Below are 13,430 nucleotides of genomic sequence, written 5' to 3' on the forward strand. Positions count from 1 at the left end.
AAGCTTATAATTTGCTAAAACTTATTTTATTTCTATTTTCAGGAATTATTTTTTCACCTATTGTTGAGAAAACCTTTTTAGACAGAATTTTATTTCTTATAAAAATAATAAGATTCTAATATTTACCCCGTTCTTATCAAAGATTTTAATTGCTTTAGAACATTCGTTGAAATTGTGGGGTATTTTTTTATGTATGATTTGGGCTTTGCCTTTTAGTGTTTCTTATATAAAAATAAGAAATATTTATGTGCCTATGACCGCTCATTTAATATGTAATATAATAATAAATGGATTCTAATTATAGATTTAATAAAATATATTTTTAATTAAAAATATAGATTGTTTTGTTAAGGTTTGCATTTTTAATAAAATAGTGTATAATTAAATTATAGTATAAGTCAAGGAGAAGGTTATGGAATTTAAAGAAAAATTAAAGAAATATGCTGAAACTATAATAAAAGTTGGAGCAAATGTTCAAAAGGATCAATTAGTAGTTATAAGAGCTAATATTGAAGCAAAAGATTTAGTTAGAGAATTATCTGAAGAAGCTTATAAAGTTGGAGCTGGAAATGTTAATGTTGTTTGGAGAGATGATATAATAACAAGACAAAAATTTGAATATGCTAGTATAGAAACTCTTTCTGATGTTAAACAATGGACAGTTGATCAATTTACTGATTATATTGATAGTAATGCAGTATTTATTTCAGTTATTGGAGATGATCCAAATAATTTAGATGGTTTAGATATAAATAAAATTAAAGCTAGTAGTATTGCTAATTCAAAAGCTATGAAATATTTTTCATCCTCACTAATGGCAGATAAAAATTCATGGTGTGTTGTTGGTGCACCTACAGTAGCATGGGCAAAAGTAGTATTTCCACTTTTATCAGAAACAGAAGCCGTTAATAAGTTATGGGAATTAATTTTTTATACTTCTAGAATAGGTGAAGGTGACTCTGTTAAAGGTTGGGAAGAACATATTAATGAACTTAGTTGCAGGGCAAAATATTTAAATGAAAAACAATTTAAATATCTAAAATATACAAGTGACAAGGGAACTAACTTAAGAATTGAATTACCACAAAATCATGTATGGAATGCTGCTGGAAGTGGTTTTAATTCAAAAGGTGTTAGTTTTACAGCCAATATGCCAACAGAAGAAGTTTTTACCCTTCCACATAAAGATGGTATTAATGGTATTGTATATAGTACAAAGGCTTTAAATTACAATGGAAATATTATAGATGAATTTAAGTTAGAATTTAAAAACGGAAAAGTTGTTAGTTATAATGCAGAAAAAGGTTATGATGTATTGAAATCTCTATTAGAAACTGATGAAGGTGCTTTGTCTTTAGGTGAAGTTGCTTTAGTACCATTTGATTCTCCGATTTCAAATACAAACACAATGTTTTTTGAAACTCTTTACGATGAAAATGCATCATGCCATTTAGCTTTAGGTAAAGCATATCCAACTTGTTTAAAGGATGGTGAAAAAATGACAGAAGAAGAGCTTAAAGATAAAGGTGCTAATGATAGTTTAGTTCATGTTGACTTTATGGTTGGAGATGAAACTTTAAATATTGTTGGAATAACTGACTCTGGAAATGAGATTCCTGTATTTACTAACGGTAATTGGTCAAATTAAAATTAATGCAGGAATTTTCCTGCATTTTTTTATTAATTAGAATAAATAAGTTTATATTAAATATAAACTATTTTAAAAATTTTTAGGAGGATTTTGATTATGAGTAAAGCAAAGAAAAAAGCATTTACATTAATTGAACTATTGGTTGTTATTGCTATACTTGCTATATTAATATTAATAGCAGTTCCTAGGTATAACAATTCTAGGGTAAAAGCAGATAAAACTGCGCATGCAGCTAATGTAAAAGTATTGGAAGTAGCAGGACTTAGATACTTAACAGAAGAAAAAGTTGAATCTGATAAGGATATAACTGATGATTTAGTTGCTAAAAAATATGTTAAAGAAATTCCAAAATTACCTAAGTCAATTAAAGGAACAGCTTATAAAGTAGAGATCAAAAATGGTGATATTATAGTAACACCATCAGTTGAAAAAGATGATTAAGAGAAAATCATTTACTCTTATTGAATTAATCGTCTGTTTAGCAATTATTTCTGTTATGATTTTAGTTATTAGAGTAAACTTTATTAATAATAAAAAAACAATGGCTTTAGAGGAACTAAAAATTATAGCAGAAAGTATAGAAAATGCAAAAGTCTTTTCCATAGAAAATAAGAAGATAGTAGTTATTAAAACAAATTCGCATGATAATACTTTTGATATAAAATCTGAAGGTTATTTTTTTAAAAAAATTTATTGTAAAAATTTAAATATTTTAAATAGTATTCAATTAGATTTTAATAACAGAGGTATTCCAAGTGAGGGAAAGACTTTTAAATTTTATTATGATAAAGAATTTTATGAAATAAGAGTAAGACCAGTAACCGGATTTATAAATGTGATAATAAATGAAAAATAGAAATTATAAAATGAAGTCATTTACAATGATAGAATGTATTTTTGCGATTTTTATACTGTCAATAATTAGTATTTATATAATTTCTGGTATTAATAATTTTTTACATATACAAAAGGAAAATGCAAAAAATATTAACAAATTAACAGATTTAGAAAATACAGTAGTTATTATAAAAAATAATATAAAAAGAAATTTCGAAATATTAAATGATGTAGATTTAAATAAATTTGAAATTAAAATTTTTGATTTAGGCGAATTATATAATATAAAAATTAATTACATAGAAGACATGGAGAAAATATATGAAATATATATATCAAAATAAAACTAAGTCTTTTACATTATTAGAGCTTTTAATAACAATTGCAGTTTCTAGTATTATTATATTGTGTTGTATATATATTTTTTTTGGAATATATTTTGCTAATTTAAATCAACGAAAAAATTTTTCAAAATTAGAGCAGATTCACTACTCAATGGAATATATGGAAAATGAGATTACTGATTCAGTTTTAACAAAAATTTCTTCAGATGGTATTAAAATAAAAAAATATAGATATAGTTCTTATTTAAGCGAAAAATCATCAAATACTATTACAAAAGTAAATGATATTGAATATAAAAAAATAAAAGTTGGAAATAAATATGAAATAAGAAGAATATCTAAAGATACTTTAAATTCTACTAATTATGGTAATAATTTATTGATTAATGATTTAGATTTTTTTGACGTGGAATATTTTGAGGATTACTTGGTTTTAAGATATTCGTTTAATAACAAAGAATATTTTAAGTATATTTTACTAAAAAATATAAAATATGATTATATAAATGGAGAAGATTAATATGAAATTTAAATCTTATATTATGCCTATAGTGTTATTGGTTTTTTCATTGGTAATGATATTCTTTTTATCGATATATCATAGAACAATTAGTTCATATAACAAAAATAATTCAAAAGAAAAATTAGTTATTAATAAGTTTAAAAATTTAAGTATGGAAGATATTTTAAGTACTAAAGCAACTTTAAATTTTATAAATAATAAAATTAACAATAGAGAAAATTTTAGTATTAATATTAAGCTAGATGAACTCTTAAAAGTAAACAATATAAATGATATAGATAATTTTTTTGAGAATTATCATATAACTTTAAATAGTAATAAGATAAAGAAAAAGTTAAACTTTTATGATAATCAAAAAACATCACATCCATATTATCTTCGTCAATATGAAATTTTTTTTGAAGTAAGATTTGATAATCAATTAGTAGAATATAGAATAGTAGATTTAAATAGAATTGAAAATTATTTATTTGATATACAAATTAAAAACTATATTGAAGGACGAAAGAAAAATCTTAATGATAACTATTATATTGCATTAAATAGTAATACATCTAAGTTATACGAACGAATTTTTTCTAACGAAATTCAATATAACTTTATTAAAGATTTACGTATTTACAATTATAATGATAAAATTTATATAATATATGAGGAACAATATAAAAAATTGTTGAATAGTTATTTTAGTAGTAAAGGATTTGAAATGATAAATTTGGATATTAATTTATCCGATATTGAAGATTTTATTAAAAATAATAACTTAAAGAATTGCTCAAAAAATAATTTTATTGAATCATATCTTTTAGAAAATTCAGAATATATTAAAAATTCTATTAATATTGATATTAAAAATAAATTATATTTAGATTTTGACAAAAATATTGAAATATATTGTAATATAAAATTAGATCAAAATGATGAAATAGTTGTAACTAATAAAGTTCCAAAAGTATATGGTATATTAGTAAATAATACTAAAATAAACGATATTAAAATAGATTTTGAAGGTGTTTTATTCTCTAAAAATAAGTTAAATAGTAAATACAAATTTTCTCCAGAAATTTTGGATATTACAGCTAGATTTATTAAAATTAGTAATAATTTTTATTTAGAAAAAATAGATAACAATGATGTAAAGTAGTTTGATTAAAATTAATAAATTTGATATACTATATCTGTTAAAATGAATTTTTTGGAGGGAATTTAATTGGAAATTAAAATAATAAATAGAAGTAAAAATGAAAACCCATCTTATGCAACAGAAGGAGCTTCTGGGTTTGATTTAAGAGCAAATTTAGTTGAAGATTTAATAGTTAAACCTTTAGAAAGAGTAGCCGTTCCAACGGGATTGTTCCTTGAAATACCAGTTGGTTATGAAGGACAAATTAGGGCTAGAAGTGGAATGAGTTTAAAACATGGTATAACTATGGCTAATGGTGTTGGTACTATAGATAGTGACTATAGAGGAGAAATCAAGGTTTTAATTGTAAATATTTCAGATAAAGAATATACTATTAAAAATAATGATAGAATTGCTCAAATGATTATTGCAAAATATGAGAGAGCTGACTTTAAACTTGTAGAAGAATTATCTGATACATCTAGAGATAAAGGTGGATTTGGACATACAGGATACTAAAAGGGGAGTAAATGAATAATAAAAGAAAAACAAGATCAAAAACAAAAAAAACAAATCTAAATAAAGATAAAGTATTATATAGAAATACGATTTTAGGATTGCTTTTATTAAATACTTTTTTTATTATATTTTCTATTTTTTCTAATACCGGTTTCTTAGGTAACATTATTAAAAATGTATTTCAAAAACTTTTTGGAGGTACATATATCATATTTCTAATAATTATGGAAATAATTTATACAGTTGTTATTCTTGGTAAATTAAATAAAAAAAATAAGAACCGTAGTATAATGGGATTACTTGTCTTTTTTAATTATATGGGTATAGTTGACTTATCTAATAACACTTCAAATAATTTATCGATTAAATTTTCTATTGCTCAAAGTACTGCTCCAAAAGGTAGTGGTTATTTAGGGGCTATTTTAGGATATTTTTATAATATAATGATTGGAACAATAGGATTATACGTATTTACATTTATAATAGCATTATTCTTAATATTATCATTTTTAGATATAACTTTTATAGATTTTTTGAAAATTTTAAAAATTAATATTATAAAATTATATAATACAATACATGAAAGATATTTAAGTTATAAAGAAAGAAAAGCTCAAAATAATAATTTAAATGAATTAAAAAATGAGGGAAATGTGGTAATCGTCGATAGTGTAAATGATATGGAACAAAGTAATGATGTCATTTATGATGAAGAAATAATTGTGTCAGATCATAATAATGGACTATCGAACGAAAATGACGTTGAAATTGAAGAACTTGAAAAAGATAATTTACTAGATAGTTTTAATTTATTTCCTGATGATAATGAATTAAATAAAGAAAGAAAAGACAAAGAAAATAAAATAAATACAGAAACAATAGATATAAAAATGGATACTTCTGAAGGTAAAAAAATAGAATATAAAATTCCATCTTTAAATTTACTAAAAGGCAGTAAAAATAAAGAAACAGAATCTGAATCAACTTTAAAGGATAGAGCTAGAAAGATAGAAACAACATTAAAAAGTTTTGGTGTTGGAGCCAAAGTTGTAAGAATTAATAAGGGGCCAACTGTAACATGTTTTGAATTACAACCAGATATGGGAGTTAAGGTTAATAAAATTGTTAATTTGGCAGATGATTTATCATTAGCCTTAGCATCTTCAGATATAAGAATAGAAGCTCCGATTCCAGGTAAATCTGCTATAGGAATAGAAGTAGCAAATACATTAAAAGAAAATGTATCTTTAAAGGAAATTTTATCATCTAAAGAGTATCAAAATTCTACTTCTAAGATGCCAATGGCTTTAGGTAAGACAATTTCCGGTGATATTATAGTTTCATCTATTGATAAAATGCCACATATGTTAATTGCTGGAGCAACAGGTTCAGGAAAATCAGTTTGTATAAATACATTGATAATGAGCATATTATATAAATCATCTCCTGAAGATGTAAAAATGATACTAATCGATCCTAAAGTTGTTGAACTAAAAATATATAATAACATTCCACATCTTGCTATACCAGTTGTTACTGATTCTAAAAAAGCGAGTGCAGCATTAAATTGGGCTGTTAGAGAAATGGAAAGACGATATTCACTATTCTCTGATAATCAAGTTAGAGACATCAAAGGATATAATGAAAAACAAAAAATAGATGAATTGGAAAAATTACCATACTTAGTTATAATTATAGATGAATTATCAGATTTAATGATGGTAAGTGCTAATGAAGTTGAATCATATATATGCAGGCTAGCTCAAATGGCAAGAGCTTGTGGTATCCATTTAATCGTAGCAACTCAAAGACCATCTGTAGATGTTATAACAGGAACAATTAAAGCTAATATACCATCAAGAATTTCTTTCCAAGTTTCTTCTCAAATTGACTCAAGAACAATATTAGATGCATCTGGTGCTGAAACATTACTTGGTAGAGGAGATATGCTATTTAATCCATCAGGAGTTTCAAAACCTATTAGAATTCAAGGATGTTTTGTTTCTGATAGTGAGGTTGAAGCAGTAGTAAATAATATTAAAGAACAAAGTAATGATGTCATTTATGATGAGGAAATAATTAGAAATATTGAATCTGAAGTATCTAATTTAGATAATTCTGAAGATGATGATGTAGATGATTTATTTTATGATGCGGTAAAAATTGTTTTAGAGGAAAATTCAGCTTCAATATCCCTACTTCAACGTAAGATGAAAATTGGATATGCTAGAGCGGGTAGAATAATTGATGAGATGGAAAGTAGAATGATAGTAGGTAAGCAGGAAGGTAGTAAACCTAGAAAAATATTAGTTGGGTATGATTACTTAGAAATGAAGAAAGGGGATACTAATGAATATAGCAAATAAATTAACTTTGTTTAGAATTTTTTTAGTACCAATTTTTATTATGAGTTTACTGATTTTAGGAATTGATAATATATTAGGTTTTTTAATTTTTATTATAGCATCAATAACAGATATGTTGGATGGATATTTAGCTAGAAGTAGAAATTTGGTTACAACATTTGGAAAATTTATGGATCCGCTTGCAGACAAAATTCTTGCTTGCTCAGCATTAGTAATGCTTGTTCAGTTCGGGAAAGTTGAAGCTTGGATGGTTTGTATTGTTTTAGCTAGAGAATTTATAATATCAGGTTTTAGATTAATTGCAGCAACTAATGGAATTGTAATATCGGCTAGTATTTATGGAAAAATAAAAACTATAACTCAACTTTTTGCAATTAGTTTTATACTTCTAAACTCAACGAATTTTATTAAGATTCCAATGAATATTGATAGGATATTGTGGTATATATCAGTTGTATTCACAGTTATGTCAGCGATAGATTACATTTGGAAAAATTTGAAAGTTTTAGATTTAAAAAATATATAATTTAGGAGGAAATAATGGCTATAAAGAAAACAGATAAATTCGAAAGAATAGAAGATAAAGATGAAAGAAAAAAAGCTTTATCAATAGCACTTGAAAAAATTGAAAAAGATTTTGGTAAAGGAATAATTATGAGAATGGGTGATGCGCCAAAATTAAATGTTGAATCAATTAGTACAGGTGCTATGAATTTAGATATTGCATTAGGGATTGGAGGAATTCCTAAAGGAAGAATTGTAGAAATATATGGACCAGAATCATCTGGTAAGACAACTTTAACATTACATATAATTGCTGAAGCACAAAAATCAGGTGGAGTTGCAGCATTTATTGATGCTGAACACGCTCTAGATCCAGAATATGCAAGAAAATTGGGTGTAGATGTTGATAATTTACTTATTTCTCAACCTGATACAGGAGAACAAGCCTTAGCTATAGTAGAAGCATTAGTTAGAAGTTCTGGAATTGATTTAGTAATCGTTGACTCTGTAGCTGCACTTGTTCCTAGAGCAGAAATAGAAGGTAATATGGGAGATTCTCATATGGGTTTACATGCCAGACTAATGAGTCAAGCATTAAGAAAATTAGCTGGTATTATTTCAAAATCAAATACTACAGTTGTATTTATAAACCAATTAAGATCAAATATATCTACTAATCCTTATGCTGGTGGTGGTCCTGCTGAAACTACAACTGGTGGTAGAGCTTTAAAATTCTATGCAAGTGTTAGAATTGATATAAGACGTGCTGAACAATTAAAACAAGGTGATGGAGAACCTTATGGTGCAAAAACAAAAGTAAAAGTAGTTAAAAATAAAATGGCACCACCATTTAAAACATGTGAATTTGATATAATATTTGGAGAAGGTATCTCTAAATTAGGAATTATAGTAGATATGGCATCAGATAAAAATATAATTAAAAAATCTGGTGCATGGTATAGTTGTGGAGATCTTAAATTAGGTCAAGGAAAAGAAAAAGCTAAAGTTTATTTAGAAGAACATCCAGCTTTTCTTGAAGAAATCAAAGAAAAAATTTATGCTGCATATGCTATAGATTATGAAAAGAAAGATGTTCCTGATGAAGTAGAAGTTTCTTCATTTGAAGAAGATATAGAAAATTCAGAAGAATTACTATTAGATGATTTAATAATAGAATAATATTATTTAAAAGATGAGTAACAAACTCATCTTTTTCATTGTATATTAAGATGATTTTTATTTCTTATTATGATATAATAAATATAGTTTTGTACTTAGTAAATAATTATTAAATAGAATTACTGAGGAGGTTTTATGAAGATTAAATTATTAAAGGATAGTTTTATCAATATTTCTAATAATATATATGACTCAGATTTTATTAGTATGACAAAAATTAAGGAAGATAAAATAAGCTTTGATGAGAGTACTTTGTTTTTATCAAAAAGAAGTAAAGATAAACTGAATTCTCAACCAATAGAAAGAAATAATGAGTGTATATATATTTTTAAATATTTTAATTCATATGGAATTTTGGCTGATTTACCAATTGAAGAATACACTTCTGAAAAAATCAAATGTCATGAACTAGTATTACCTGATATTATTCAAGGAATGATTGCAAATTATCATGAATATAATTCAGAAACAGCTCCTGTTTTTATTGTTCATAAAGAAGAAATTGACTATAAAAAAATACTAAATAATAAAAAATATAAAAGAGAGTATCATTTTGAAAATATTGATTTATACGCTTATTATAATGATGAAGCTAGAGAGATATTAGATAAATTTTCAAAAATAGATCAGATGTACGTTGCAGATGGACATCATAGATTATATGCCTCATCTATGCTAAAAGATAAGGCCAGTGTTTTATCATGTTTTTTAGGGTTTTCACAAGTTAAAATTTCTCCTATCCATAGAATGATCAAAAATATGGACGCTACTTCTTTTGAAAAAGCAAAACAATTTATGGGTACATTTTTAGAAGTTCATGATGATGAAGAATTAAAAAAAGGATTCGTTAAGATATCCTATCAAAGAGATTCTTTTTTAGTAAAGTTAAAAGATACAGAAAATGATTTATTCTGGAATAATGATGTCTATAGAATGAATACACAAATAATATCAACAGCATTTAGAATTCTTAATTTTTCAAACGTTGAATATATAGGTGATGATGATTTAAAATTTGTTAAAAAAAACTTAACTAATAGTGAAGTGCTTATAGAGTTATGTCCTATGGATGCTGATGAGTTTATGAAGCTTGCCGATGAAGTATGCATACTACCGCCAAAATCTACATTTTTTATTCCAAAATTTCCTTCATTTTTAGTTTTTAAGAAATATAAATAAGCGAGGTGTATAAATGCAAGCAGTTATTTTAGCAGCAGGTCTAGGAAGCAGACTGAAAAAATTAACGGAAAACCACACAAAATCCATGGTTGAAGTAAATGGTGTTTCACTAATTGAAAGAATGCTTAGAATTTTGGATAAAAAAAATCTTACAAAAATTGTAATTGTTACAGGATACAAAAGTGATTTTTTTGTAAATTATATAAAATCTTTGAAGTTAAATACAAAGTTAACTTTTATAAATAATGAAATATACAATAAAACAAATAATATTTATTCAATGTACCTAGCAAAAGAAGAAATGGTTAATGATGATAGTATTTTACTTGAATCAGATTTAATATTTGAAGAGCAGATTATCAATGATATACTAAATGATCCTCGTGAAAATTTAGCACTAGTGGATAAGTACGAAAGATGGATGGATGGTACATGTATAAAAATTAATGAGAAAGAAGAAATTACTGATTTTGTTCCTGGAAAATTATTTGATTTTAATGATGCAGATAATTATTATAAAACAATTAATATTTATAAGTTTTCTAAAACTTTTTCAAAAGATATTTATTTTCCATTTCTAGAAGCTTTCATGAGTGCAAATGGAAGAAATGATTATTATGAAACTGTATTAAAAATAATAATAGATTTAGGAAAAAATCATATACTTGCAAAAGTAATTTCAGATGGTGTTAAATGGTATGAGATAGATGATGAACAAGATTTAGATATAGCATCTTCTATATTTTCTGGTAGTTATGAAAAACTAGAAAAATATCAAAAGAGATTTGGGGGCTACTGGAGATATCCAAAATTACTAGATTTTTGTTATTTAGTTAATCCTTACTTTCCACCAAAAAAATTAGTTGATGAACTAAAATATAATTTTAAAGTTTTACTTGAACAGTACCCATCAGGTCTAAATGTAAATTCATCGTTAGTTTCTAAAATTTTTGATATAAAAAAAGATAATATTATAGTTGGTAATGGTGCTGCTGAGCTAATTAAATCAATTATTGAAAAAATTGAGGGAAATATAGGTATTATTAGACCTACTTTTGAAGAATATCCAAATCGTCATGATTCCAACAAAATAATAGTATTTAATCCAAAAAACAATTATTTATCTTATACTGCTAGTGATTTAATAAATTATTTTTCAGACAAAGATATTGATGCGTTAATTTTGATTAATCCAGATAATCCAACAGGAAATTATATATGTAAAAAAGATATTTTTACGTTAATTGAATGGGCAAAGTCTAAAAAAATAAAATTTATTTTAGATGAAAGTTTTGTTGATTTTGCTGAAGAAAAAGATTCAACGTTTTTATATGATGATATTTTGAATATTTATAATGACTTTATTGTTGTAAAAAGTATTTCTAAATCATATGGGGTTCCAGGACTTCGTTTAGGAATTTTAGCAACGTCAAATACATCAACAATAAAAATGATAAAGAAAGATGTGTCTATTTGGAATATTAATTCTTTTGGAGAATATTACCTACAAATATATGATAAGTATAAGAAAGAGTATCAAAAAGCTTTATTAGAAATAAAAAATTCTAGACAAGTATTTTTTAATGATTTAAATTGTATTAAAGAATTAAAGGTTATTCCTTCTGAAGCAAATTATTTTACAGTAGAATTAACAAAAGGAACATCATTAGATTTATGCTCAAAAATGCTTGAAGATTATAATATTTTAATTAAAGATTTGACTCCTAAGTTATCTAATGGTAAAGAATATATAAGAGTAGCTGTGAGAAATATTGAAGATAATAAAAGATTAGTTTTAGCTTTTAAGAAATATTTTAGCAGTATATAATTTAATATTACTAATGAAACAGTATTATATTAATAATTAATTGAAAATACTGTTTTTTCATTTTATATATATAAAAAAATAAAAAATTAAAATATTTCTAGATAATTGTATAATACTTATAAATATGATATACTAAAGTGTATTAGTATTGGAGGTAATTATGAAAATTATAGTAGATTTATTAGGATCTGATAAAGGACCTGAAACAATTTTCAAAGGAGTAATAGAAACTAGTAAATTACACAAAGACTTGTCTTTTGTAGTTATTGGGCCACAGGAAATATTAAAAAAAATAGAAATTGATAATGATTTAAGAGATAGATTAGAGATAATTGACACACATGAATATATTTTGAATAACGAAGAACCAACTTTTGCTGTAAGAAAAAAGAAAGATTCTTCTATTGTATTAGGAATGAAATATTTAGATAAGGGAAATGCAGATGGTTTAATATCTTTTGGAAGTACGGGAGCTGTATTAGTTTCGGGACTTCTTATAGCAAAGAGAATGGAAAATGTAGAAAGACCTGCTTTAACTATTACTTTGCCTACTAATAAGGATAGAATGATTTTGTTAGATTTAGGCGCTAATATTGATTGTACTGTTGAGATTTTAAAACAATTTGCGATAATGGGAAATATTTATGCTAGAGAAACTTTAAATAAATTAAGCCCTAAAGTAGCTTTATTAAATATTGGAAGTGAGAATGGAAAAGGAACAAAAGTTTTAAAAGAAACATACGCCGCTTTAGAAAAAGAAAACATGAATTTTGTAGGAAATATTGAATCTAGAGATATTTTTAACGGAGATGTTGATGTAGTTGTTTGTGATGGATTTCATGGAAATATACTACTTAAAACAATTGAGGGTTCAGCAAAATTCATTTTAGAAAATATGAAAAAAACTTTAATGTCATCATTTATTGGTAAAATTGGAGGACTATTAATAAAATCCCCAATGAAAAAATTAAAAAAAACATTAGACTATAAAGAATATGGAGCATGTCCAATGTTAGGATTAAAAAAAGTAGTTTTTAAAGGACATGGAAGTAGTGATGAAAAAGCTGTTGTTTCAGGTATAGGTTCAATGGTTGATTTTATAAAAAAAGATATTAATTCAAAAATTGCAAAAGAAATTGAGAGAGGAGAATAATAATGATTTTTGAAAAAGTTAAGGAGTTTCTGCAAAATTCATTTAAAGGAAAAGAAATTAATTTAGATACTAAATTTAGAGAAGATTTACAAGCTGATTCTATAAAAGTATTAAGTGTTATTATGGATATTGAAGATGAATATAACTTAGAATTAGATGAAGAAACTATTCGTTCAATTGTAACTGTTAGAGACTTGGTAGATTATATAGAAAAAAATATCTAA

General features: G+C 24.8%; 15 protein-coding genes. All 15 read left to right on the forward strand.

Annotation, left to right across the window (positions count from 1 at the left end):
* Positions 1–166 precede the first annotated feature (166 nt).
* Positions 167–298, forward strand: coding sequence for a hypothetical protein (locus LW893_RS02050; RefSeq protein ID WP_313962445.1), 132 nt, complete (start codon positions 167–169; stop codon positions 296–298).
* 114 nt (positions 299–412) lie between these two features.
* Positions 413–1,648 carry an aminopeptidase gene (locus LW893_RS02055; RefSeq protein ID WP_233055561.1) on the forward strand — a complete coding sequence of 412 codons (1,236 nt, stop codon included), beginning with the start codon at positions 413–415 and terminating at the stop codon, positions 1,646–1,648.
* Positions 1,649–1,747: 99 nt separating this feature from the next.
* Positions 1,748–2,092 carry a prepilin-type N-terminal cleavage/methylation domain-containing protein gene (locus LW893_RS02060; RefSeq protein ID WP_233055562.1) on the forward strand — a complete coding sequence of 115 codons (345 nt, stop codon included), beginning with the start codon at positions 1,748–1,750 and terminating at the stop codon, positions 2,090–2,092.
* Positions 2,085–2,507, forward strand: a complete 423-nt coding sequence (locus LW893_RS02065; RefSeq protein ID WP_233055563.1) for a type II secretion system protein — start codon at positions 2,085–2,087, stop codon at positions 2,505–2,507. Before LW893_RS02060 ends, LW893_RS02065 begins: the two co-directional genes overlap by 8 nt.
* The gene (locus tag LW893_RS02070) at positions 2,497–2,832 is read left to right on the forward strand and encodes a prepilin-type cleavage/methylation domain-containing protein (RefSeq protein WP_233055564.1); all 336 of its coding nucleotides are present in this window, start codon (positions 2,497–2,499) and stop codon (positions 2,830–2,832) included. Before LW893_RS02065 ends, LW893_RS02070 begins: the two co-directional genes overlap by 11 nt.
* Positions 2,810–3,352 (forward strand): PilW family protein, encoded by a 543-nt coding sequence (locus LW893_RS02075; RefSeq protein WP_233055565.1) that lies wholly within the window; start codon positions 2,810–2,812, stop codon positions 3,350–3,352. The genes LW893_RS02070 and LW893_RS02075 overlap by 23 nt, the downstream gene beginning before the upstream one ends.
* A gap of 1 nt (position 3,353) precedes the next feature.
* Positions 3,354–4,499 (forward strand): hypothetical protein, encoded by a 1,146-nt coding sequence (locus LW893_RS02080; RefSeq protein ID WP_233055566.1) that lies wholly within the window; start codon positions 3,354–3,356, stop codon positions 4,497–4,499.
* A 66-nt stretch (positions 4,500–4,565) separates the two neighbouring features.
* Entirely contained in the window at positions 4,566–4,997 is a 432-nt protein-coding gene (dut, locus tag LW893_RS02085) for a dUTP diphosphatase (protein WP_233055567.1), read from the forward strand.
* A gap of 11 nt (positions 4,998–5,008) precedes the next feature.
* Entirely contained in the window at positions 5,009–7,363 is a 2,355-nt protein-coding gene (locus LW893_RS02090) for a DNA translocase FtsK (protein WP_233055568.1), read from the forward strand.
* Positions 7,347–7,889 (forward strand): CDP-diacylglycerol--glycerol-3-phosphate 3-phosphatidyltransferase, encoded by a 543-nt coding sequence (gene pgsA / locus LW893_RS02095; RefSeq protein ID WP_233055569.1) that lies wholly within the window; start codon positions 7,347–7,349, stop codon positions 7,887–7,889. The genes LW893_RS02090 and pgsA overlap by 17 nt, the downstream gene beginning before the upstream one ends.
* A gap of 14 nt (positions 7,890–7,903) precedes the next feature.
* Complete coding sequence (gene recA / locus LW893_RS02100) at positions 7,904–9,046, forward strand: recombinase RecA (RefSeq protein ID WP_233055570.1); 1,143 nt, start codon at positions 7,904–7,906, stop codon at positions 9,044–9,046.
* Between the two features lie 135 nt (positions 9,047–9,181).
* Positions 9,182–10,225, forward strand: a complete 1,044-nt coding sequence (locus tag LW893_RS02105) for a DUF1015 family protein (RefSeq protein ID WP_233055571.1) — start codon at positions 9,182–9,184, stop codon at positions 10,223–10,225.
* Between the two features lie 13 nt (positions 10,226–10,238).
* Positions 10,239–12,053: an aminotransferase class I/II-fold pyridoxal phosphate-dependent enzyme gene (locus tag LW893_RS02110; RefSeq protein ID WP_233055572.1), complete on the forward strand. Its 1,815-nt coding sequence runs from the start codon at positions 10,239–10,241 to the stop codon at positions 12,051–12,053.
* 160 nt (positions 12,054–12,213) lie between these two features.
* Complete coding sequence (gene plsX, locus LW893_RS02115; protein ID WP_233055573.1) at positions 12,214–13,206, forward strand: phosphate acyltransferase PlsX; 993 nt, start codon at positions 12,214–12,216, stop codon at positions 13,204–13,206.
* Between the two features lie 2 nt (positions 13,207–13,208).
* The gene (locus tag LW893_RS02120; protein ID WP_233055574.1) at positions 13,209–13,430 is read left to right on the forward strand and encodes an acyl carrier protein; all 222 of its coding nucleotides are present in this window, start codon (positions 13,209–13,211) and stop codon (positions 13,428–13,430) included.

It is taken from the genome of Parvimonas micra (genome assembly GCF_021300775.1).
Lineage (GTDB): Bacteria > Bacillota > Clostridia > Tissierellales > Peptoniphilaceae > Parvimonas.